Source organism: Xanthomonas sp. 3307 (assembly GCF_014199735.1).
GTDB lineage: Bacteria > Pseudomonadota > Gammaproteobacteria > Xanthomonadales > Xanthomonadaceae > Xanthomonas_A > Xanthomonas_A rydalmerensis.
On the sequence record NZ_JACHOG010000001.1, the window covers coordinates 758,841 to 781,319 of the forward strand.

Here is a 22,479-nt window from a genome sequence, read left to right on the forward strand (position 1 = left end):
TGCGTCGCCACCTTTCTCCTGGTGGTGCACGGCCAAGAAGAGCGCCTACGACGACGAAGCGCACGCCGGCAAGCAGGTGCGGCCGCTGCCGGCGCTACGCAACTGTTGCGCCTCAGGCCTCCTGCAAGCCGGGCTTGCCGTGGGCGATGGCGTAGCGCCGCCAGCTCTGCAACGTTCCGTTCGGCTGCATCACCTGATCCAGCGTCTTCATGTCGCCGATCCACGCGTCGCGGCGCACGTCGCACAGCAGATAGCCGCGCTTGTCGGTACTGGCCTTCAGGTGCGGACTGTGTCGCAGCATGTTTTCGGCCACCGCATCCTCGCCGAGGCCATCGGAGCCGGAGGTGATCGAGGTGGCCAGCAGCTCACTGGAGACGATGCCGGAATCGGCGTCGTCCTGCACCAGGTCGCTGGCGAAATGGCGGTGCGCGTCGCCGCAGGTGGTGACCACGTTACCGAAGCCGACCCGCTGGATGTGGTCGAGCAGGCGCCGGCGGCTGGCCAGATAGCCCGACCATTGGTCGTCGGAATACACCACCTCGCCGTTCTTCTCGATCGCGTAGTTGCCCAGCGCGACCTGATGGGCAATGGTGTGCCAGCGCGGCGCCTTGTCGGCCAGGCCGTCGAACAGCCACTGCTCCTGCGCCTCGCCCATGATGCTGCGCGCCGGCGACTGCACCTGGTCGCGCTGCGTCATGTCGACCTGCTTGCTGCGGTACTGGCGGGTATCGAGCAGATGCAGGTCCATCAAGGTGCCGTAGCGGGCGCGCCGGTACAACTGCATGTGGCCGTCGCGCGGAAACGCAGTGCGGCGCAACGGCATGTTCTCGTAATACGCCTGGAACGCCTGCGCGCGCCGCAACAGGAACACCTCGCTGGGGGTGTCGTCCTGGTCTTCGGCGCCGGCCCAGTTGTTGTCCACTTCGTGGTCGTCGAAGGTCACGAACCACGGCGCGGCGGCATGCGCCGCCTGCAGGTCGGCATCGGACTTGTACTGCGCGTAGCGGCGTCGGTAGTCGTCCAGCGTGTAGATCTCCGGACCGACATGATCGCGCAGGTTGGTGAACGGACGGCCGTTCATCGTGCGCGGGCCGGGCCGCGCTGCGCCTTCGTAGATGTAGTCGCCGTAGTGGAAGACGAAATCCAGCGGCTCCTCGGCAATGCACCGCCATGCGGTGTAGTGGCCTTCCTCGTAGTGCTGGCAGCCGGCAACGGCGAAACGCACCCGCTCCACCTTGGCGGTGGCCGCCGGCAGCGTGCAGGTGCGGCCGACCGGGCTGGCGTGATCGCCGATCCTGAAGCGATACCAGTACGGCCTGGCCGGCGACAGACCCTTGAGTTCGACGTGCAGCGCATGGCCCAGTTCCGGATGCGCCAGCGACGATCCGCGTCGCACCAGCGTGGCGAATCCCTCGTCGGCCGCCACCTCCCAGTCGACCACCATCGGCCGCGTCGGCATCCCCCCGCCGTATACCAACGGCTCGGGCGCCAGCCGCGTCCACAGCACCACGCCTTCCGGCGAGGGGTCGCCGGAGGCCACGCCCAGGGTGAACGGCGTGGTCGCGAACCGTGGCGAGGCGAGCAGGTTGCGGGGGAGCAAGGTCTTGGCATCGGTCTGCGTAGCCAGCGCGGAGGCGGTCTGCATCCAGGCGCCGAACGCGGAAAGACCGGACAGGGCGAGAAAGCGCCTGCGATTGAAGGTACTCATGGCGATCGCCTCAGTTGTAGATCACATGGAAGTAGAAGAAACGGCCGTAGTCGTCGATCTCGGTGCGGAAGCGTCCGTTCGGGCCGGTGCTGTAGGTCGGCTGCGTGTTGAACAGGTTCTTGGCCTCGTACTTGAGCGTCACGTGCTTGCCGATCCTGTGGCTGAAGGCCAGGTTGAAGGTCATGTACGGGTCGTAGTACGAATCCAGCCACTGGGTATCGCCGAAGTCGACCAGCATGCGGCTGCGGTAGGTCCCGGAGAAACGCAGTTGCGCGCTGTGCCAGGGCATGCGCCAGATCAGCGAGCCGTTCAACGACCAGTCCGGCTGGTACAGCAGGCGGTCCAGGCGGCGCTGGCTGCCGTCGGTGATGGTGTAGTTGGTCCGCCCTTGCAGGCGGGTAGCATTGAAATACATGTCCAGGTGCTGATTGCCCCAGCGCAGGTTGCGGTTGGCGACGGACAACTCGATGCCGCGCAGGGTGGACTGATCGGTATTCATCGGCTGGGTCACCCGATAGCGGACGTCGCCGATGGTCTCGTAGGTGGTCAGGGTATAGATGTCGTCCTGGATGACCTTGTCGAACAGCGCCACCGACACCAGGCCGTTGTTGCCGTTGAAGTACAGATCCCAGGCCAGGTCGAGGTTGGTGGCGCGGCGCGGCTTGAGGCCGGCGTTGCCCTGCTGGATGGTGCAGAAGTTCCCGCCCTGCCCATCGTCGCCGCAGTTGGTCTGGGTCGCCTGGGCAATGTTGCTCGGCGTCGGCCGGCCCAGCGTGCGGCTGGCCGACGCGCGCAGGCGCTGGTCGTCGCTGAGCTTGAAGGTGGCGTTCAGCGACGGCAGCACATTGGCGTAGCCGCCCGTGTTCTTGCGCAGGTCGGCGCTATAGGTGGCGCCGCCATCGGCGCTGAAGGGGCTATACGCGTCGAAGCGCGTGTGGTCGTAGCGCAGGCCGCCGATCAGCAGCAGCCGCTCCCACGCATAGTGCGCCGAGACGTAGGCATTGCCGATGTCCTCGACGTACCGGTAGTCGCTGGTGAGGTTGGCGTTCGGGTAGGCGGCGTTGTTGTTGTCCAGCGTCGGCAGCAGCTGCTCGGTCCACAGGCGGTTGTCGATCAGCGGAAAGCCCGGCACGCTGCCGACCAGGGTCGCGCCGGGATACAGATAGCGATTGAGCGTGGCGCTGGTCTTGTAGTAGGTGAAGTCGATGTTCTGCCAGATGTCCAGGCGGCGGTACTCGGCGCCGGTGGCCAGGCCGAAGCCACGCGCGTCGGCGTCGATGTTGTGGGTGAAATCCACGCGCACATCGTCGATGCTTTCCTGCGCGTCGCGCGGAGAGATGTAGGCCTGCGCCGGATTGAGCTTGAACGCCGAGGTGGTCAGCAGGCTCGGATCGGACACGCCGACCGCGTTCGGAAAACCGTTGCCGTCGTTGGCGTAGTCGACGAACAGCCTGCTCGGATACGCGCGCACGCCCCAGTACACCTGGGTGTTGTCGAACGTCTCTTCGGTATGACCGGCGCGCAGGCTGAGCCGCGAGCGCTCGCCCACGTCCCAGTCGAACACGGCGATGGCGCCGCGGTTGCTGCGATCCCAGCGGTCGTGCCGGTTCTTGATGTAGATGCTGTTGATCTGGGTGGTGCCGCCGTCCTCGCTGGCGTTGCGGATCGGGAACTTCGGATTGGAGTACAGATCGGTCTTGTTCATCGTCGAGTTCTCGTAGAACCGGTACGAGTACAGCAGCAACGAGGCGTAGAACGGATCCTGCGACGGCTTCCACTCCAGCTTGGCCGACCCACCGAAGTTGGTGATGTAATTGGTATAGGTGCCGGTGCTGAAATTGCCCGGCGCGCGCAGGCCGTTCCAGCCGGCGGCCGCCTCGGGATCGGTGGTGCCGTCGGTCAGGTACTTGCCTGCGGCGTCGAAGTAATAGTTCGACTCCACCCAGCGCTTGATGCTGTTGCGCGAGCGTTGCTCGTAGCGCGCCACCGCCACGACCCCGAATTCCTGATCGGCCCCGAACTGGTTGGAGAACACCGCCTTGGCGCTCTTGCCGAAGTGTCCCAGCGTCTTGTGGTCGCCGCCGGCGCTGCGGCCGACGTCGGTTTCGGCGGTGGAGTAGATGCCGGCGAGATCGGCGAAGACGTAGCGGCCCGAGCGATCGAAGGCGCTGCGGCTGACGATGTCGATCACCCCGCCGATGGCATCCGGCGCCTGCTCCGCACTGAAGCTCTTGTAGATGTCGGTGCGGGTGCCGATGTCGCTGGGAATGAGTTGCAGGTTGTTCATGCGCTCGCCCGAGCCGCTGCCGCCCACGCTGGCGATCGCGATCCCGTCGATGGTGGTGTAGTTGAGGTTGGGCTGCACGCCGCGCACGGTCACGTAGCGCGGCTCGCCCGCGTCCTCCACCGCGCTCACCCCCGGCGCGGCCATCAGGCTCTCAGCCAGCGTCTCGTCGCCGTAGCTGTCCATCTCGTCGTAGATCACCGAGTCCTTGATGCCCGGAGATTGCTTCTTCTGCTCGATCACCTCGTGCGCGGCGATCACGTTCACCGCATCCAGCGTCGGTGCCGCACTTTCCTGCTCGGCGCCCGGCTGCGGCGCGGCCGTCTGCGGCACATCGCGTGGCGGCGGCGCGGAATCGATCGCGATGACGTTGCCGTCCACCACCGAATAGCGCAGGCCGGTGCCTGCCAGCAGTGCCTCCAGCGCCTGCTTGACCGTCGACCCCGCCGCCACCGCGCCGCCTGTGCGCGGGGAGCCGTTGGGCGAGTACAGGAACTGCACGCCTGACTCACGCGACAGCTGCTGCAGCGCGCGGCTCAGCGGTTGCGCGGCGATCGGCGTGGTGATCTTCGCGACCAGCGCATCCGGCGTCGCGGTCTGGGCCTGGCCGAGGAAGGCGTGGGAGAGGACGATGGCCAGGGCGATCGACAGGGAGAGCGGCTTCCGCATCACGGTTCCTTGAGGGAGAGAGGATGTCGACGCCGCGTCGCGGAACGACAGCGGCTTCTCCTTAAGAAAGAGCGGGCAAGCGCCGGAATGGAGAACGCGGATTCGATGAATTTTTTCTGACAACGTCCGCGGCATGCTCAGCGGCTGGAAACGCGCACCGTGTCGCCATCGCGCTGCACCACCAAGCGCGGGTCGCGCTGCAGGAAGGCTTGCAGCGCCGAGACCCGGTGCGCGTCCAGGCTGCCGGACAGGCGCGCCGATGCAGCCGCCTGGTCCGCGATCACCACCTGTACCGTGTTGTGGCGATTGAACGCCTGCGCGACCTCGTCCAGGCGTTCGTCGAGAAAGGAAATCTTGCGCTGCTGCCAGTCCAGCAGCATCGAGGCCGGCATGCTCAGCGGCCGCACCACCAGGCTGCCGTGATCGACCGTGGCCACCCGACCGGCATCCAGCCGCGCCAGGCAACGCGCATTCTCGCCATTGCTGCAGACCTCCACTGCACCGGACACCACCCCGATCCGGGTGTCCTGCAACCGGCGCGCGACGTCGAACACGGTGCCGATGTCGCGGATGTGCAGCCCGTCGACCTGCACCTGGAAGGGGCGCCGGTCCGCTGCGATGTCGAAACTGGCCTCCCCGCGCAGCAATTCGGCGCGCCGGGCCAGCCATCCCAGCCGGACGCGCACCACGCTGTCCGCGTTGAGCCGCACCCGGCTGCCATCGGCCAGGGTGAACGCGCGCAGCTGTCCGTGCCCAGCCTGCAACAGCAACTCCGGCGATTGCAGATGCGCCAGCAGGGCGCCCAGGGCGATCGCCACGCAGGCCGCAGCCGCAATTGCCACCTGCCAGCGTCGGCGCGGACGCCGGGCGGCCGGTGCGGCATCACGCGGTCCCGTGCCGGAGAACAGCGGCACGACCTTGGCGCGGGGCGGATGCGCGGCGACGGCGGCTTGGCCGGCCGCCGCATCCTGCTGCCGCCGCGGGCTCATGGCCTCGCCCACTTCGCGATGCAGGCGCGAGGCGCGCAGGTATTCGCGCACATGTTCGGGCGAACGCTGCATCCACTCCAGGAACGCCAGACGCTCGGGCTCGCCCAACGGCGCCTCGCGATGACGCAGGAACCAGGACACCGCCTGCTCGGCCACGGTGCCGTCCATGGTGGGTGGCGTTTGGTTCATGCCTCACCCCGGATGCGCAACCTCGCCCTGCACGCCTGCAGTCCCCTGCCGATGTGCTTGCGCACCATGTGCACGGACACGTCCATCCGCGCGCTGATCTGCTGGCACTCCAGTCCGTCGCGATAGTGCAGTTCCATCATCTGGCGGGTGGCCGGCGGCAGTTGCGCGATGGTGTTGCGGATGTCGCTCCAACGCTGCCGGCGTTCGAACTCGCCCTCCACGTCCTCTTCGCTTTCGAGCACTTCGGCCAGCAGCTCGACATCCTCCAGCGGCGGCAGCGCAGCGCGCGAGCGCGCATGTTCGCGCGCCAGGTTGGCCGCCACGGTATAGAGATAGGCTTCCGGGTTGGCGACGGCCTCGGCGTTCTCGCCGGTGCTGCGCAACAGGCGCAGATAGACCTCCTGCGCAAGATCCTCGGCGTCTTCGGCATGCGAGCCGCGGCGCAGGAAGAAGCCACGCAGCAGGCGCCCCCGCAGCGCATAGCTCTTTTCCCATACCCTCGCGCCACTCACGACCGCTCCAACCGCGTCCAGAGATGGAAACAGGTGATCTTCCGGGGAGAAGATGACGCCACGATTTCATCACCAGGCCGGGCCCCGTATGACCTGGAATCCGTATGCGATGCAAGCCTCTGCCATCGCTCGGGGTTCGACGAGGCGGCGTTCGCTGTTTGTCAGGGTCCGGCGGTAGCTGGGGTGCGGCAACTGGCATTGAGTCGCGCAACGAGTTGCATACGCGCGTCGCCGACCGCGGCGCCCAGAATCCCCATTGCATCGGACGTGGATGAGTTCCAGTTGACTCTGGCCGACTGCCCGCGCACGACGAACGCCGAGGCGCCGTGGGGCCGAATCTCGAATGCCGCCACCCCGGTGACGGTTGCGGGCAAGGCACTCAGATAGAGCTTCTGAATGCTGATCGTCACCGATGACGCGTCCGCATCGCGCGACCAGCCTACCGATCCCAGCGCCTCACGGACGCTGGCAGCGATGTCAGGGAAGGCATACGTGCGCTTACCAAGCATTCCCACCTCCGTGGTCGATCGCGCATCGACGATCTGACCCAGCCGGTAGGGGCAGCGCAGACCGGAATCGACCGTCGTCGGCAGATGCAGCACCTCCGCGCGCTCCATGCGGGCTGCGCATGCGCATAGCGACAGCAGCAGGCTGAGCGAAGCGGCGATGCGGATCATCAGGGATGGGCCGCTTGGCCTTGAGGAATCGGTTGATCCTTCGGCCTGTATGTTTCCCAGAAGGTCTTGCGCTTGCCCGGCTCCGTGGATACGGACGTCTCTGCAGGCGCCTGCACTGGGTGGGCAGGTGTGTCGACGGCGGCAGACGCGCTCACGCTCGGAACCGGTTCGCTGTGCGACGCGGCGGCGACCTGCACGATGGACGTGTCAGCGCCCGACGGAGTCGGCGCGACCGCCTGGGATGCGGCTGCTTCGACAGCAACCGCCTGGTTCGGCACGGCCACCGGCAGCGCTGCCGGCTGATAGTCGGAACGCAACCACTGGTACCCGGTGATGGCCTGAAAGCGCGTGTTGCCAGCACGCACCCACACCACGTCCCCTTCGCGCCGCTCGATGCGGCCGGACACGCTACGTCCGGCAATGTCCGATTTTCCCTTGATCTTCTGGTCCCATTGCTGGCGACCTTCTGCGGAAAAGTCGTAGACCATCATGGCAACGGCCTGGTCGATCGATTGATCGATCAGCCCGCCCATCCGCGCTGCTCCCAGATCGAGCCAAGGCCTGCTTTCGCCTGTGGCGGGCAACTGGAAACTGGAGCGAACAGCATAAGGACGCGAGAACAGGAACCTGGTCTTGACCGTTCCGTTCTTTATCTGGCGATTTTCGATCGTCACATTGAGCAGAACATAGGCCGTGCCCATCGCATCGCCCATGGCGTACCGCGGCCTGATGACCAAGACATGCTTCGGCATGCCATCCAGGTCCTGCCGTGCCTCCCAAGGCGCATGAACGACCGTGATCACAGGGCGATCGGCGATTCCCGAGCCAGGCAGCCGGCGTTGCAGGGACCGCATCAACGGCGTTTCGAAATCGTAGCCGACCATCATGTTGCGCAACGGCAGCACGGTAGCTTCGGCATTCTTGTTCTTCGCGTTCTGCACGGCAGTTCCGATCAGGGCACCGACCAGCCCGAACTGCATCCCCATCTCCATCGCGGTTGACGAGACATCGATCGCCAGTTCCTGCTGGGTGAGTTGCACCTCGACCGGCATGTCGGACGCCAATGGCAACGGCAACGCATTGTCGCGGGCCATCGAAGACGCACAGAAAACGCTCAGCCCTAAGGCCAAGCACAGTCGCTTGAACATCGTTATCCCCCTGAGTCGGCACCGGCCAGCCGGCGGCGTGCCCGCCGGCCTCCCCGATTCGGCAGTCTAGCCACGCCACCTGGGTTGAGTAAAGGCGAGCGATCGCGCACCTCGATGCCCAGCATCCCGTGACAGGCAATGGCGGCGACGGTCGGCGCATGGGTGCGATCAAGTCATGGGCGCTATCAAGAACAGGCGCGACGCGCCGACAACATACGAATGGGCCAACCGATGGCGCATTCCGCGCAACAACGTCGACATCGGCCTTGTAATGATCGCGACACCATTACTATTTCAGCACTTTAGCAACGGGTCGCCGGCATGGCCGCGGTACGCTCAACCCCGGACGGAACGATGGGCATGCTGGGCCGGTATCTCTTCTATTTTTTCGCCTGCGCGCTGATCAACTATCTCGCGCTGCTGGAACAGAGCGCAGTTGGCCTGATCTTCTTCTGGCCCGGCAATGCCCTGGGCGCGCTGCTCGCGCTGCATTGGCGCAGCCGCGACCGCCGCGGGGCTCCCCTGCGGCATGGCGCATTCTTGCTGCTGTTCTTTGCCGGCCATTATGCGACCTCGCTGCTGGTGCCGCAGCCGATGACGCCGCAGCAGCAATTCTGGGCATGTCTGTTCGATACGCTGCATGTCGCCTCCTACGGTATTGCGATGCGGCTCGTGGTGCGGTACCGGCACTGGTTCGCGCCCTACCGTCGCACCGCCCTGCTGATCGCGCCGGTGCTTCTGTCGGTCCTTGCCTCGGGAGCGTGCGTCGGGCTGCTTCTCAACCGCCTGGTTCCGCTCGGCACGACCGGTTTCGTCGTCATCGACTGGATCAGCGAACAGTTCCTCACCTGCCTGGTGGTCACCCTGATCTTCCATGGCGGCGTGCGAAGCAACTGGAGCGCCGAACGGCGGCGCCGCGACCGCCCCGCGGTCCTGCTGATCGCCGCGCTGGTGCTGGCGCAACTCATGCTGACCTTCAGCCCCTGGCTGACGATCACCTCGATCGCCGCCATTCCTGCCCTCGTCGCACTGGCACGGTTCGACTTCAAGGGCACCGTGCTGGTGACCGGACTGTGCATGACCCTGCCGACGCTGTCGCGCGTGCACTTCTACGTGGTCACCAACAACTACCAGAAGAGCGCCAACTTCTACCAGGAGATTTTCGCGCACCGGATCGAATTCGCCATCGTGGCGATCCTGGTGGTGTTCATGGCGGAACTGCTGGGTCAGAAGCACCGCCTGCTGGTGAAGACCACCTACCAGGCCGAGACCGATCGCCTGACCCGCCTGTACAACCGCGCCTTCATGGTCAAGGCCATCGATCGACTGCCGCCGGGGAGCAGGCTCGGACTCGCGGTCCTGGATATCGACGATTTCAAGAAGATCAACGACACCTACGGCCATGCCGTCGGCGATCGCATCCTGCTGATGGTATCGGCGGTCCTGCAACGCAGCGCGCACGCCACCGGCATCGCGGCGCGCTGGGGCGGCGAGGAGTTCCTGATCGCGCTACCCGACATCTCGATGGACGACTTCCTCGTCGCCTGCGACCGCCTGGTCGCCGATGTCCGCAGCCAGCCGGACGAGCGCAGCAGCGGCCTCCCGCAAGTGACCATCAGCCTCGGCGGTGTCCACATCGAGCGCTTCGAGCGCGCCGCCTTCGAACACGCGTTCTCCGCCGCCGATGCACAGCTGTACCAGGCCAAGCGCGAGGGCAAGGACCGCGCCCGCTTGCTGCGCATGCAGCAGGTGCCTGCTCTCGGCGGCTGAACCGGCAGCACGCACGGCACGACCCGTCGCCCGTCCTGCTCTACGCGCGGTCGCCGCGCATGCAGCGGCTCACATGGGCCGCCAATCGGCGCGACGGCTCCATCGCCCATGCCCACGGCGCCCCGATCGCACGGCGCCGGCGCTCCGGCCTCGCGACCCACCCGACCAGCCGCAACCCCAATCCACTAAACTTGCCTCCCCCACGGGCGGCCCGCCGCCCCATGCCCTGTCGCACCGGCGGCGCGCGCCATGCGCCCGCCGCCCCGCACGTCCGCACGAAGGCGCCATGACCTCCGAGAAAGTCCCCGAACACACCCCGCTCATGAAGCAGTTCTTCGCCGCCAAGTCCGAGTACCCGGACCTGCTGCTGTTTTTCCGCATGGGCGATTTCTACGAACTGTTCTACGACGACGCGCGCAAGGCCGCGCGGCTGCTGGACATCACCCTGACCCAGCGCGGCAGTTCCGGCGGCGCGCCGATTCCGATGGCCGGGGTGCCGGTGCATGCCTACGAGGGCTATCTGGCGCGGCTGGTGGCGCTGGGCGAGTCGGTGGCGATCTGCGAGCAGATCGGCGATCCGGCGCTGGCCAAGGGCCTGGTCGAGCGCAAGGTGGTGCGCATCGTCACCCCGGGCACGGTGACCGACGAGGCCTTGCTGGACGAGCGCCGCGATACCTTGCTGATGGCCATCGCGCGCACCAAGCAGGGCTACGGCCTGGCCTGGGCCGACCTGGCCGGCGGCCGGTTCCTGGTCAACGAGGTGGACAGCGAGGACGCGCTGGAAGCCGAACTGGCGCGACTGGAGCCGGCCGAGCTGCTGGTGCCCGACGAGGACCAATGGCCGGAATTCCTGCGCGAGCGCCGCGGCGTGCGCCGCCGTCCGCCTTGGCTGTTCGACGCCGACAGCGGCCGCCGCCAGTTGCTGGCGTTCTTCCAGCTGCACGATCTGAGCGGCTTCGGCATCGACGACAAGCCGCGCGCCACCGCCGCCGCTGGCGCCCTGCTCGGCTACGTGGAGGAAACCCAGAAGCAACGCCTGCCGCACCTGACCGCGATCGCGATGGAGACCGCCAGCGAGGCGATCGCGATGAACGCGGCCACGCGCCGTCATCTTGAATTGGACACGCGCGTCGACGGCGACACCCGCAACACCCTGCTCGGCGTGCTCGACAGCACGGTCACGCCGATGGGCGGGCGCCTGCTGCGGCGCTGGCTGCACCGTCCGCTGCGCCTGCGCGAGGTGCTGGTGCAGCGTCACCACGCGGTCGGCACGTTGATCGACCGCGGCGCCGATGCCGACCTGCGCGAGGCGTTCCGCGCGCTCGGCGACGTCGAGCGCATCCTCACCCGCGTCGCCCTGCGCTCGGCGCGTCCGCGCGACTTCTCCACCCTGCGCGACGGCCTGGGCCTGCTGCCGAAGGTGCGCGCGATCCTGGCGCCGCTGGATTCGCCGCGGCTGGCGGCACTGGCGGCGGCGCTGGGCCAGCACGACGAGATCGCGCACCTGCTGGCGTCGGCGATCGCCGAACAGCCGCCGCTCAAGCTCAGCGACGGCGGCGTCATCGCCGCCGACTACGACGCCGAGCTGGACGAACTGCGCCGGCTCAGCACCAACGCCGACCAGTTCCTGATCGATCTGGAAGCGCGCGAGCGCGCCAGCAGCGGCATCGCCACGCTGAAGGTCGGCTACAACCGCGTGCACGGCTACTACATCGAGATCAGCAAGGGCCAGGCCGACAAGGCGCCGGTGCACTACAGCCGGCGCCAGACCCTGACCAACGCCGAGCGCTACATCACCGAGGAACTGAAGAACTTCGAGGACAAGGTGCTGTCGGCGCGCGAGCGTGCGCTGTCGCGCGAGAAGCTGCTCTACGAAGGCCTGCTCGACACGCTGGGCGAGCGCCTGGAGCCGCTCAAGCGTGCCGCCGCCGCGCTCAGCGAACTGGACGTGCTGGCCGGCTTCGCCGAACGCGCGCAGGCGCTGGACTGGACCCAGCCGGAGCTGGACAGCGGTGCCTGCCTGCGCATCGAACGCGGCCGCCACCCGGTGGTGGAAGCGGTGCGCGAGCAACCGTTCGAACCGAACGATCTGGATCTGCACCCCGACCGACGCATGCTGGTGATCACCGGCCCGAACATGGGCGGTAAATCGACCTACATGCGCCAGAACGCGTTGATCGTGCTGCTCGCGCACATCGGCAGCTATGTGCCGGCGCGGCGCGCGGTGATCGGCCCGATCGACCGCATCCTCACCCGCATCGGCGCCGGCGACGACCTGGCCCGCGGCCAGTCCACCTTCATGGTCGAAATGGCCGAGACCAGCTACATCCTGCACCACGCCACCGCGCAGTCGCTGGTGCTGATGGACGAGATCGGCCGCGGCACTTCCACCTACGACGGCCTGGCCCTGGCCGATGCGGTGGCGCGCCATCTCGCCCACCACAACCGCTGCTACACGCTGTTCGCCACGCACTATTTCGAGCTGACCGCATTGGCCGACGAATCGGTCGAAGGCGGCCCCAGCGGCATCGCCAACGTGCACCTGGACGCGGTCGAGCACGGCGACCGCCTGGTGTTCATGCACGCGGTCAAGGACGGTCCGGCCAACCGCAGCTTCGGCCTGCAGGTCGCGGCGCTGGCCGGCCTGCCCAAGACCACGGTGGCGCAGGCGCGGCGGCGCCTGGCGGAGCTGGAGCAACGCGGCGGCGAGAGCCATGCCTCGCAGATGGCGCCGCAGGCCCTGGACGCGCCGCAGCAGTTCGGCCTGTTCGCGGCCACGCCCTCCGCGGCACAGGAAGCGCTGGCCGCGCTGGATCCGGACGAACTCACGCCCAAGCAGGCGCTGGAAGCGCTGTACCGGCTCAAGTCGCTGCTGTAGGCGGCGTGCGATTAGCCCCTCTCCCATCGGGAGAGGGGTTGGGGTGAGGGTACGGGGCGCGCAGCGCCTGCACTGATCTGGCAATGCGAGGCTGTGCCCGCACCCTCATCCGCCCCTGCGGGGCACCTTCTCCCGGAGGGAGAAGGGAAGCGCCGAGCCCCTCTCCCATCGGGAGAGGGGTTGGGGTGAGGGTACGGGGCGCGCAGCGCCTGCACTGATCTGGCAATGCGAGGCTGCGCCCCGCACCCTCATCCGCCCCTGCGGGGCACCTTCTCCCGGAGGGAGAAGGAAAGCGCCGAGCCCCTCTCCCACCGGGAGAGGGGTTGCCGCACGGCACCCCCAACCGCGGTGGTCCACCTTCCGCTAGGCGGTCGCCGGCACAGCGCTCGGGCGCCGCATGAACGGGTTCGGATGCGCGGCCACCAACGCATCGTCGATGGCCGCAGCACGCTGCGCCGCCGGCCGTGCCATGTGCCGCTGCACGAAGGCGACGAACGCCGGCCGCGCCTGCAGCACGCCGATGCGCGTGTAGAAGCCGAGGAACGCGGCGGCATACAGGTCGGCCGCACTGAAGCGGTCGCCGGCCAGGTGCTCGCGACCGGCGACGCCCTGCTCCAGCATGTCCAGCAGATCCTCGCCATGGCCGTAGCCCGCACTGTGCGCCGGCGCCAGGGTGCCGTGCTGCCTGGCGGTGAGAAACGCCTCGGCCGGCCCGGCCAGCAGGAACAGCCAGCGGTAGTACTCGCCCCGCGCCGGCGATCCCAGCGGCGGCGCCAGTTGCCGCTCCGGCACCAGGTCGGCCAGGTAGGCGCAGATCGCCGCGTTCTCGGTGACGGTGGTGGTGCCGTGGACCAGCGCCGGCACCTTGCCCATCGGGTTGATCGCCAGATAGTCGGGCGACTTCATGCCGGTGCCGTAGTCGAGGATCTGCGCGCGGTACGCCAGGCCGGTTTCTTCGAGCATCCAGCGCGCGATGCGACCGCGCGACATGGGGTGGGTGTAGAGCACAAGATCGTGGGACATGGTCGGACTCCGTGGTGGACGCCACGCAGTCTGCGCGCGCCCTGCTGACACCTGCTGTCAGGAGCCGACGCCGTGTCCGGTGGCGGCGCGCCAGCGCCGGATCAGCAGATGCCGCCGCGTCGGGTAGCGTTCGCCGTCGTCGTGCAGCGCCAGCACCCGGTCGGCGCGGAAATGACGGAAGTCGCCGCGCAGTTCGCACCACGCCGCAATCATGCCGAAGCCGCCCAGGAAGGCCATCGCGAACGGCCAGATGCGCCGTTGCGAGGCGACGCCGCCGGCATCGGCGTAGTCCATGTGCAGCACGTGCTCCAGGCGGATGCCGCGGCGCAGGACCGGCAGCCACGGCGCCGCCGGCTGCGCGGGCGGGGCCGCGGGCACCAGCAACCCGCTGGTCTCCAGCGCCAGCCGCAACGGCGCCGGCAATGACGCCCCGATCCGGGTGATGGCGCGCTGCGCCGCCTGCGCCAGTTCCGGATCGGCCTGGCTCGCCACCCAGCGCGCGCCCAGGGTCAACGCCTCCAGCTCGTCCTCGCTGAAGTTCAGCTCCGGCAGCAGGAAGCCCGGGCGCAGCACGTAGCCCACGCCCGGGTCGCCGAGGATGTCGGCGCCCTGCCCGCGCAGGCTGGCGATGTCGCGGTACAGCGTGCGCAGGCTCACCCCCAGGTCGGCGGCGAGCTGCGCCCCGGCCACGGGCCGGCGGCGCCCGCGCAGGGCGTCGAGCAGGCGCAACAGACGGGTGGCGCGTTGGGTCATGGCGACAGGATAGCGAGCGCAGCCGGCGGCCGGCATGGCGCGCACTGGTCGGGCCCAGTGCTACACACCCGATATTTCCGCGACCACGCATCGCCATCGAATGGAACGATAGTCAATAACTATCGATTGATTAGAAGAATTCGAATTCTATATATCGCCGCTTACGCCTATCGTGTCTCCAGTTTCACCGTATCGCCGCCGTATGATCGCGGCGCCGAGCCACCCCATCTCGTCCACCAAGAGCCAAGGCAGCCTCCCATGACCAGCGAATCGAAATGCCCGTTCCACCAGGCTGCCAGCGGCAGCGGCACCAGCAATCGCGACTGGTGGCCCAAGCAGTTGCGCGTGGACCTGCTCAACCAGCATTCGGCCCGCTCCAACCCGCTGGACCCGCAGTTCGATTACGCCAAGGCGTTCCAGCAACTCGATCTGGAAGCGCTCAAGCGCGACCTGCACGCGCTGATGACCGACTCGCAGGACTGGTGGCCGGCCGATTTCGGCCACTACGGCCCGCTGTTCGTGCGCATGGCCTGGCATAGCGCCGGCACCTACCGCACCGGCGACGGCCGCGGCGGCGGCGGCCGCGGGCAGCAGCGCTTCGCCCCGCTCAACAGCTGGCCGGACAACGTCAGCCTGGACAAGGCGCGGCGCCTGCTGTGGCCAATCAAGCAGAAGTACGGCCAGGCCATCTCCTGGGCCGACCTGCTGATCCTCACCGGCAACGTCGCGCTGGAATCGATGGGCTTCAAGACCTTCGGCTTCGCCGGCGGCCGCGCCGACACCTGGGAGCCGGATCAGGACGTGTACTGGGGCCGCGAGACCAAGTGGCTGGGCGGCGACGACCGCTATGCGCACGGCTCGCCGGGCGTGGACGAAGCGCACGGCGTGCTGGTGAAGGACGACGACAGCGAAGTGCGCCACACCCGCGACCTGGAGAACCCGCTGGCCGCAGTGCAGATGGGCCTGATCTACGTCAATCCGGAAGGTCCCGACGGCAATCCCGACCCGCTGCTGGCAGCCAAGGACATTCGCGACACCTTCGGCCGCATGGCCATGAACGACGAAGAGACCGTGGCGCTGATCGCCGGCGGCCACACCTTCGGCAAGACCCACGGCGCCGGCCCGGCCGACCACGTCGGTGCCGAGCCGGAAGCGGCCGACCTGGAAAGTCAGGGCCTGGGCTGGTCCAACAGCTTCGGCAGCGGCAAGGGCGGCGACACCATCACCAGCGGCCTGGAAGTCACCTGGACCACCAAGCCGGCGCAATGGACCAACGAATTCTTCGAGCACCTGTTCAAGTTCGAGTGGGAACTGAGCAAGAGCCCGGCCGGCGCGCACCAGTGGGTGGCCAAGAACGCCGAAGCGGTGATTCCGGACGCGCACGATCCGTCGAAGAAGCACCTGCCGACCATGCTCACCACCGACCTGGCGCTGCGCTTCGACCCGGCCTACGAGAAGATCTCGCGCCGCTTCCTGGAGAACCCGCAGCAGTTCGCCGACGCCTTCGCCCGCGCCTGGTTCAAGCTGACCCATCGCGACATGGGCCCGCGCGCGCGCTACCTCGGCCCGGACGTGCCGGCCGAAGAACTGCTGTGGCAGGATCCGATCCCGGCCGTGGACCATCCGCTGGTCGACGCGCAGGACGTCGCCGCGCTCAAGAAGACCCTGCTCGATTCCGGGCTGAGCGTGGCGCAACTGGTGTCCACCGCCTGGGCGTCGGCGTCCACCTTCCGCGGTTCGGACATGCGCGGCGGCGCCAATGGCGCGCGTATCCGCCTGGCCCCGCAGAAGGATTGGGAGGTCAACCAGCCGGCGCAACTGGCACAGGTACTGACCACGCTGGAGCGCATCCAGGCGCAGTTCAACGGCGCGCAGAGCGGCGGCAAGAAGATCTCGCTGGCCGACCTGATCGTGCTCGGCGGCGCCGCCGCGGTGGAACAGGCGGCCAAGCTGGCCGGGCAGACCGTCGAGGTACCGTTCGTGCCGGGTCGCATGGATGCCTCGCAGGAACAGACCGACGTGGAATCGTTCGCGGTGCTGGAACCGATCGCCGACGGCTTCCGCAACTATGCCAAGCGCCGTTACGCGCTGTCGGCCGAAGCGCTGCTGATTGACAAGGCGCAGTTGCTGACCCTGACCGCGCCGGAGATGACCGTGCTGGTCGGCGGCCTGCGCGTGCTCGGCGCCACCAGTGGTCAGTCCGCGCATGGCGTGTTCACCGATCGCCCGGGCGTGCTCAGCAACGACTTCTTCGCCAACCTGCTGGACATGGACACCGAGTGGAAGGCGACCTCGGAGATGAAGGACGTCTACGAAGGCCGCGACCGCAAGAACGGCGCCGTGAAGTGGACCGGCACCCGCGCCGATCTGGTGTTCGGTTCCAACTCGGTGCTGCGCGCAGTGGCCGAGGTCTACGCCAGTGCCGACGCGCAGAAAAAGTTCGTGCGCGACTTCGTGGCCGCCTGGACGAAGGTGATGCAGCTGGACCGCTTCGACCTGGCCGCCTGAAGACCGTAGCGCACGCCACGACAACGCCCCGCTCGCCGGGGCGTTGTCGTGCGTGTGGATGGCAACCGCCATGCGCCGAACGTGTGGCAGAGACGGCAGGATGGTCGCGCGACGTCTCAGCGCGACGCGGCTGAAGCCGCTCCGACAGCCAAGCCGACCAGGCCAAGCGCAACCGCTCGGTGTGGCCGGGACTTCGGTCCCGACTGCTGGACGGGCCAGGCAATCTCCCGTGTTCGGTCGTCGCCACTGAAGTCGCTCGCACAGGACACGCCGACCGCCCTAGGAGCAGCGTCAGCCGCGACTGCAGCACCGAACGCGTGGCCGCATCCATCGACGCGAGCGGCCTGCAGGTCCACAGCCCGTCCGCTGGCCGCGATCGATACCGCGCCGTCCTGCCAATCGCGCGACGACGCACCGCGCTCGGCTACAGCGCGTCCAGATCCCCCAGCGCGCGAATCAGCCGCCGCGCACGCTTGTCCGGCTTGCCCTCCGGCGCCTGGTAGCCATTGCGCTCGGCACTGCGTTGCGCGCGCAACTGCGCACGGCGTTCGCGCGAGGCCTCGCTCTCCTGGTACAGCGTCTGCGCCACGCTGGCCGGGCCGCGCGTATCGCTCAGCCCCAGCACCTGGATCTCGAACACCTCGTCGCCGCGCTGCACGCGCACCTGCTCGCCCACGCGCACCGCGCGCGAAGATTTCGGCCTCTGCCCGGCCACGTCCACCTTGCCGGTTTCCACCGCCTGCTTGGCAAGGCTGCGGGTCTTGAAGAAGCGCGCGGCCCACAGCCAGACATCCAGGCGCACCGCGGCAGCTTGCACGACAGATTCATTCATTGCGTTGCTCGACATCCACTTGCGTTGGAGGTTGCAGGCAGCCAGAGGCAATGCCGGAACGGAACACCGCGCCTGCCGGAGACATGGGCCGGCGCGCATGTCTCCCCGCACAGATGGCGATGCCGTCGCTTCAATACAAGCACGGCGCCCGTCAGGACCCACCCCTCCAGGATGAATGGGTTGGCAGGGAAGAATGGGGCGATGGGTAGCAACCGGCCACGATGCGGACGCGCCCGGGCGCGGCTTGCCCAGGTCGTTCGTCACGGGCCGCCGGCACACGCCTCGATCCACGCCCGCGCCAAGGCGCGCATGACGCGATCTGTGCCGAACGCGCGCCCATCCTCGCCGGAAGCACACGACCGCACGACTCGGATAGGACTGACCGCCGCACGCGACGGCACAGGGCGCACGCCACGGGGCAGCGCAGGCCCGCACCATGCACGACTATCACGCGAACGCTCCAGACCACGGCGCCCAACCCGTCCATCGCCCCACCGCCATCCGTCGGTGCTAGTGTGGCCGGCTCACGCTCGATCCCGACCCGCGATGCCCAAGCCCGCCGTGCTCACCGAAGGCCCGATCGGCCGCCAGTTGCTGCTGTTCTCGCTGCCGATCATGGCCGGCAACATCGCGCAATCGCTCAACGGCTCAGTCAATGCCGTGTGGATCGGCCGCTATCTCGGCGAAGCCGCGCTCACCGCCGCGGCCAACGCCAACAGCATCATGTTCTTCCTGATCGGCTCGGTGTTCGGCATCGGCATGGCCTCCACCATCCTGATCGGCCAGGCGATGGGCCGCAGCGACGTGGCCCAGGCGCGGCGGGTGATGGGCACCAGCGCCACCTTCTTCATCGGCATCTCGGTGCTGATCGCCGCCAGCGGCTGGTGGCTGGCGCGGCACCTGCTGGCGGCGATGGGCACGCCGGCGGCGTCGCTGCCGCTGGCCGAGGCCTACCTGCGGGTGATCTTCCTGGCGATGCCGCTGCTGTACACGTTCGCGTTCCTGTCGGCGGCGCTACGCGGCACCGGCGATTCGCGCACACCGTTTCGCTTCCTGCTGCTGTCGGTGGTGCTGGACATCGGTTTCAATCCGCTGCTGCTGTTCGGGCTGGGGCCGTTCCCCAAGCTGGGCATCGCCGGTGCGGCCTGGGCCACGCTGATCGCGCAGGCGGTGGCGCTGACCGGCTTGCTGCTGTACCTGCGCCACAAGCGCCACGTGCTGTGGCTGGGCCGCCGCGACGCGCGGCTGTTCCGGCTCGACCTGCCGATCCTGCGTGCGCTGATCGTCAAGGGCGTGCCGATGGGCCTGCAGATGGTGCTGATCTCGCTGGCGATGATCGTGATGATCGCGCTGGTCAACGGCTACGGCACCGCCACCTCCGCGGCCTACGGCGCGGCGCTGCAGCTGTGGGCCTACCTGCAGATGCCGGCGATGGCGATCGGCGCGGCCTGCTCGTCGATGGCCGCGCAGAACGTCGGCGCGCAGCGTTGGGACCGGGTCGCGGCGACCGCGCGCAAGGGCGTGCTGTTCAACTTCCTGCTGACCGGCGCGCTGATCGCGCCGCTGATCCTGTTCGATCGCTGGACCCTGGCGCTGTTCCTGCCGCCGCACAGCGCAGCGCTGGAGATCGCGCGCCATCTCAACCACATCGCGGTGTGGTCGTTCCTGTTCTTCGGCGTCACTTTCGTGATTTCCGGCGTGGTCCGCGCCACCGGCGCGGTGATCCCGCCGTTGCTGATCCTGGCGCTGTCGCTGTGGGGCATCCGCGTGCCGTTCGCGCAGTTGCTGCAGCCGCAACTGGGCGTGGATGCGGTGTGGTGGAGTTTCCCGACCAGCGCCACCTGCGCGATGCTGCTGTCGCTGGCGTATTACCGCTGGGGCAACTGGCGCAAGGCGCGCATGCTGGCGCCCTCGCCGCCGGAGACGGTGGCGCATCCGGCGGAAGTGCCGGCGCAGCCGCCGGCACCGGTCGCCGACGTGGCGGTCGCCCAGGACCCGGCGCGCTGAGTGCCTGGCGGCGGCAATGCCTTGCGGCCGAATCCTCCGCCACTTGTAGGAGCGGCTTCAGCCGCGACCAGCCCGCCGACCATCATCGAGACGCAGGCAGGCGCTCGGCGGCGAGCGATTCTGGGAATGCCCGGTCGCGGCTGAAGCCGCTCCTACGAGGGCGTCCCGCGCGTGCGTCGGTTAAACAACAGCGTCGCGAATCATCGCACCGCAGGCCACGGCGCACACCCAGCCCATTCCACAAACGCAAACGGCCGCCCGAAGGCGGCCGTTGCGGCAGCGCGACCAAAGGTCGCCGGGAGATTACTCGGCCTTGGCGGCAGCAGCAGCGGCCTGGCGCGCGACCTTGGCCTGCGCAGCGGCGGCCAGATCTTCCTTGATGCGGGCAGCCTTGCCTTCCAGGCCACGCAGGTAGTACAGCTTGCCGGCGCGGACCTTACCGCGGCGCTTCACTTCGACCGAGTCGATGGTGGCGCTGTGGGTCTGGAACACGCGCTCGACGCCGTAGCCGTGCGAGATCTTGCGCACGGTGAACGAGGAGTTCAGGCCGGCGTTCTTGGTGCCGATCACCACGCCTTCGTAGGCCTGCACGCGCTCGCGGTTGCCTTCCTTCACCTTGACGTTGACGACGACGGTGTCGCCCTGGTTGAACTCCGGCAGCTTGCGCTGGATCTGGGCGGCTTCGAAGTCGGCCAGGATGGTCTTGTTGAGCTTGCTCATGGTGGGCACCGCTTGTGTCTGGTGAGGTGGTCCGGCAGTCGCCGCACGGCGATTGCACGATATCGGATGGGCCAAGCACGGAACGCACTGGCCGGAAAGCCGGGCATTTTAACCCAGCCCGGCGGCCATGGCTAGGGCCTGGGTGGATTTTCCTGTTCGGCGGCCGCGGCCGCTTCCCGTTCCTGGCGAAATTCCTGCAGCAGCCGCCGGTCGGCCACGCTCAGCGCCGCCTCGTCCAGCAGCTCAGGGCGCCGCAGCCAGGTGCGTCCCAGCGCCTGCATGCGCCGCCAGCGGGCGATCGCGGCGTGGTTGCCGGAACGCAGCACCGCCGGCACCTCGCCCAGGGCGTGCTCGCGCGGGTGCGTGTAATGCGGGCAGTCGAGCAGACCGTCCGGGCCTTCGAAACTGTCCTGGGCCGCGGATTCGGCGTCGTTCAGCGCGCCCTCCTGCAGCCGGGTCACCGCATCCACCAGCACCGCCGCGGCCAGTTCGCCGCCGGACAGCACGTAGTCGCCGATGGAGATTTCCTCGTCCACCGCGGCGGCGACGAAGCGCTCGTCCACGCCCTCGTAGCGCCCGCACAGCAGCAGCAGCCGCGGCAGCGCGGCCAGTTGCCGGGCCTTAGCCTGGGTCAGCGGCTGCCCCTGCGGGCTCAGGTAGATCAGCGGCGCCGGCTGCGGATCGGCGTCGCGCACCGCCCGCAGGCAGGCCTGCAGTGGCTCGATCATCATCACCATGCCCGGGCCGCCGCCGAACGGGCGGTCGTCGACCTTGCGGTAGCCGCCCGTGGCGTAGTCGCGCGGGTTCCAACCATGCAGGTCCAGCAGCGCGCGCTCCTGCGCGCGCCCGACCACGCCGAACCCGGCGCACTGGGCGACGAACTCGGGGAACAGGCTGATGACGTCGATGCGCATGGGGCGGGGATTGGGGAGTCGGGATTGGGGATTCGGCAAAGCGACAGCGGGGCCGGCGTGCGCGCCGGCATCGCTCAGAACTCGGGGTCCCAGTCGACCACGACCAGGTTGGCCTCGAAATCCACCGACTTGACGTAGTCCGGCTGCACGAACGGCACCAGCCGTTCGCGGTCGCCACGCACCACCATCACGTCATTGGCACCGGTGGAAAACAGGTGCGATACCTGACCCAGCGCCACGCCGTCGACGGTGCGCACGTCCAGGCCTTCCAGGTCCACCCAGTAGTACTCGTCCGGGCGCGGCGGCGGCAGGCTGCTGCGCGCCACGTAGATCTCGGTCCCGCGCAGGGCCTCGACCGCGTCACGGTCGGTGACCTCGGGCAGTGTGGCGATCAGGGACTTGCCGGACTCGCGGCCGCGCACGCCGTTGAGGCTGCCTTCGCTGCCGTCGGGCTTGCGCACGATCCAGGGCTGATAACGGAAAATGGCGAGGCGCGGCTCGGTCCAGGACTCGAGCTTCGCCTCGCCACGAATGCCGAACGCGCCCAGGACCCGACCAAGCAGGATGCGGCGCTGGCTGTCTTTCATCGGAGCAAACGCAAGGGCCGCGCGCGGGGCGCGGCCCGCAGGATCAGGCCGCGACGGCCTGGGCCTTGGTGGCTTCCTTGTACAGGTTGCGCACCTTGTCGGTCAGCTGCGCGCCATTGGACACCCAATGGTCGACGCGGGCCAGGTCCAGCACCACGCGCGGCTCGGCGCCCTGGGCAACCGGGTTGTAGTAACCCAGGCGCTCGATGTTGCGGCCGTCGCGCGCGCTGCGCACGTCGGACACGATGATGTGGTAGAAGGGGCGCTTCTTGGCGCCGCCACGGGTAAGGCGGATCTTGACCATGGTGAGT

17 protein-coding genes are annotated in these 22,479 nt (G+C 68.2%); 4 read left to right on the plus strand and 13 right to left on the minus strand.

The features are described 5' to 3' along the window. Positions 1-112: 112 nt before the first annotated feature. From GGR64_RS03200 to GGR64_RS03225, 6 genes are all read right to left on the minus strand, one after another. Entirely contained in the window at positions 113-1,708 is a 1,596-nt protein-coding gene (locus tag GGR64_RS03200) for an alkaline phosphatase D family protein (RefSeq protein WP_184643897.1), read from the minus strand. A 10-nt stretch (positions 1,709-1,718) separates the two neighbouring features. Further along, positions 1,719-4,661: a TonB-dependent receptor gene (locus GGR64_RS03205; protein ID WP_184643899.1), complete on the minus strand. Its 2,943-nt coding sequence runs from the start codon at positions 4,659-4,661 to the stop codon at positions 1,719-1,721. Positions 4,662-4,798: 137 nt separating this feature from the next. Continuing rightward, complete coding sequence (locus tag GGR64_RS03210; protein ID WP_184643901.1) at positions 4,799-5,839, minus strand: FecR domain-containing protein; 1,041 nt, start codon at positions 5,837-5,839, stop codon at positions 4,799-4,801. Next, positions 5,836-6,351 carry an RNA polymerase sigma factor gene (locus GGR64_RS03215; RefSeq protein WP_184643903.1) on the minus strand — a complete coding sequence of 172 codons (516 nt, stop codon included), beginning with the start codon at positions 6,349-6,351 and terminating at the stop codon, positions 5,836-5,838. The genes GGR64_RS03210 and GGR64_RS03215 overlap by 4 nt, the downstream gene beginning before the upstream one ends. A 161-nt stretch (positions 6,352-6,512) precedes the next feature. Then, complete coding sequence (locus GGR64_RS03220; RefSeq protein WP_167087373.1) at positions 6,513-7,028, minus strand: hypothetical protein; 516 nt, start codon at positions 7,026-7,028, stop codon at positions 6,513-6,515. Continuing rightward, entirely contained in the window at positions 7,028-8,176 is a 1,149-nt protein-coding gene (locus GGR64_RS03225; protein ID WP_184643905.1) for a hypothetical protein, read from the minus strand. Before GGR64_RS03225 ends, GGR64_RS03220 begins: the two co-directional genes overlap by 1 nt. A gap of 354 nt (positions 8,177-8,530) precedes the next feature. Between GGR64_RS03225 and GGR64_RS03230 the strand changes: the two genes are divergently transcribed. Both GGR64_RS03230 and mutS read left to right on the plus strand, forming a co-directional pair. Next, positions 8,531-9,946 carry a diguanylate cyclase gene (locus GGR64_RS03230; protein WP_221236042.1) on the plus strand — a complete coding sequence of 472 codons (1,416 nt, stop codon included), beginning with the start codon at positions 8,531-8,533 and terminating at the stop codon, positions 9,944-9,946. Positions 9,947-10,232: 286 nt separating this feature from the next. Further along, positions 10,233-12,824, plus strand: a complete 2,592-nt coding sequence (gene mutS / locus GGR64_RS03235; protein ID WP_184643908.1) for a DNA mismatch repair protein MutS — start codon at positions 10,233-10,235, stop codon at positions 12,822-12,824. Between the two features lie 363 nt (positions 12,825-13,187). Here the strand turns inward: mutS and GGR64_RS03240 are convergent, their stop codons facing one another. Both GGR64_RS03240 and GGR64_RS03245 read right to left on the minus strand, forming a co-directional pair. Further along, entirely contained in the window at positions 13,188-13,847 is a 660-nt protein-coding gene (locus GGR64_RS03240) for a glutathione S-transferase family protein (protein WP_167087365.1), read from the minus strand. A 57-nt stretch (positions 13,848-13,904) separates the two neighbouring features. Then, complete coding sequence (locus tag GGR64_RS03245) at positions 13,905-14,600, minus strand: YafY family protein (RefSeq protein ID WP_167087363.1); 696 nt, start codon at positions 14,598-14,600, stop codon at positions 13,905-13,907. Positions 14,601-14,858: 258 nt separating this feature from the next. Between GGR64_RS03245 and katG the strand changes: the two genes are divergently transcribed. After that, a complete protein-coding gene (gene katG / locus GGR64_RS03250; protein ID WP_184643910.1) occupies positions 14,859-17,108 on the plus strand; it encodes a catalase/peroxidase HPI in 2,250 nt (749 codons plus the stop codon). 424 nt (positions 17,109-17,532) lie between these two features. On the opposite strand, the gene GGR64_RS03255 is transcribed toward katG, so the two are convergent. After that, positions 17,533-17,940: an RNA-binding S4 domain-containing protein gene (locus tag GGR64_RS03255; protein WP_043091529.1), complete on the minus strand. Its 408-nt coding sequence runs from the start codon at positions 17,938-17,940 to the stop codon at positions 17,533-17,535. 546 nt (positions 17,941-18,486) lie between these two features. Between GGR64_RS03255 and GGR64_RS03260 the strand changes: the two genes are divergently transcribed. Then, positions 18,487-19,947, plus strand: a complete 1,461-nt coding sequence (locus GGR64_RS03260) for an MATE family efflux transporter (protein ID WP_167087358.1) — start codon at positions 18,487-18,489, stop codon at positions 19,945-19,947. Between the two features lie 303 nt (positions 19,948-20,250). Here the strand turns inward: GGR64_RS03260 and rplS are convergent, their stop codons facing one another. The 4 genes from rplS to rpsP all read right to left on the minus strand — a co-directional run bounded on the left by rplS (position 20,251) and on the right by rpsP (position 22,472). Continuing rightward, complete coding sequence (rplS, locus tag GGR64_RS03265; protein ID WP_010342237.1) at positions 20,251-20,667, minus strand: 50S ribosomal protein L19; 417 nt, start codon at positions 20,665-20,667, stop codon at positions 20,251-20,253. A 131-nt stretch (positions 20,668-20,798) separates the two neighbouring features. Beyond that, positions 20,799-21,581 carry a tRNA (guanosine(37)-N1)-methyltransferase TrmD gene (gene trmD / locus GGR64_RS03270; RefSeq protein WP_184643912.1) on the minus strand — a complete coding sequence of 261 codons (783 nt, stop codon included), beginning with the start codon at positions 21,579-21,581 and terminating at the stop codon, positions 20,799-20,801. A 74-nt stretch (positions 21,582-21,655) separates the two neighbouring features. After that, the gene (gene rimM / locus GGR64_RS03275; protein ID WP_184643914.1) at positions 21,656-22,168 is read right to left on the minus strand and encodes a ribosome maturation factor RimM; all 513 of its coding nucleotides are present in this window, start codon (positions 22,166-22,168) and stop codon (positions 21,656-21,658) included. Between the two features lie 43 nt (positions 22,169-22,211). Next, the gene (rpsP, locus tag GGR64_RS03280; RefSeq protein ID WP_160964414.1) at positions 22,212-22,472 is read right to left on the minus strand and encodes a 30S ribosomal protein S16; all 261 of its coding nucleotides are present in this window, start codon (positions 22,470-22,472) and stop codon (positions 22,212-22,214) included. Positions 22,473-22,479: the final 7 nt, after the last annotated feature.

Coding starts and splice junctions, on each gene's coding strand:
- rplS (WP_010342237.1), bottom strand. CDS start 20,667: ATGAGCAAGCTCAACAAGACCATCCTGGCCGACTTCGAAGCCGCCCAG.
- rimM (WP_184643914.1), bottom strand. CDS start 22,168: ATGAAAGACAGCCAGCGCCGCATCCTGCTTGGTCGGGTCCTGGGCGCG.
- GGR64_RS03230 (WP_221236042.1), top strand. CDS start 8,531: ATGGGCATGCTGGGCCGGTATCTCTTCTATTTTTTCGCCTGCGCGCTG.
- rpsP (WP_160964414.1), bottom strand. CDS start 22,472: ATGGTCAAGATCCGCCTTACCCGTGGCGGCGCCAAGAAGCGCCCCTTC.
- GGR64_RS03220 (WP_167087373.1), bottom strand. CDS start 7,028: ATGATCCGCATCGCCGCTTCGCTCAGCCTGCTGCTGTCGCTATGCGCA.
- GGR64_RS03205 (WP_184643899.1), bottom strand. CDS start 4,661: ATGCGGAAGCCGCTCTCCCTGTCGATCGCCCTGGCCATCGTCCTCTCC.
- trmD (WP_184643912.1), bottom strand. CDS start 21,581: ATGCGCATCGACGTCATCAGCCTGTTCCCCGAGTTCGTCGCCCAGTGC.
- katG (WP_184643910.1), top strand. CDS start 14,859: ATGACCAGCGAATCGAAATGCCCGTTCCACCAGGCTGCCAGCGGCAGC.
- GGR64_RS03240 (WP_167087365.1), bottom strand. CDS start 13,847: ATGTCCCACGATCTTGTGCTCTACACCCACCCCATGTCGCGCGGTCGC.
- GGR64_RS03255 (WP_043091529.1), bottom strand. CDS start 17,940: ATGAATGAATCTGTCGTGCAAGCTGCCGCGGTGCGCCTGGATGTCTGG.
- GGR64_RS03260 (WP_167087358.1), top strand. CDS start 18,487: ATGCCCAAGCCCGCCGTGCTCACCGAAGGCCCGATCGGCCGCCAGTTG.
- GGR64_RS03210 (WP_184643901.1), bottom strand. CDS start 5,839: ATGAACCAAACGCCACCCACCATGGACGGCACCGTGGCCGAGCAGGCG.
- mutS (WP_184643908.1), top strand. CDS start 10,233: ATGACCTCCGAGAAAGTCCCCGAACACACCCCGCTCATGAAGCAGTTC.
- GGR64_RS03225 (WP_184643905.1), bottom strand. CDS start 8,176: ATGTTCAAGCGACTGTGCTTGGCCTTAGGGCTGAGCGTTTTCTGTGCG.
- GGR64_RS03245 (WP_167087363.1), bottom strand. CDS start 14,600: ATGACCCAACGCGCCACCCGTCTGTTGCGCCTGCTCGACGCCCTGCGC.
- GGR64_RS03200 (WP_184643897.1), bottom strand. CDS start 1,708: ATGAGTACCTTCAATCGCAGGCGCTTTCTCGCCCTGTCCGGTCTTTCC.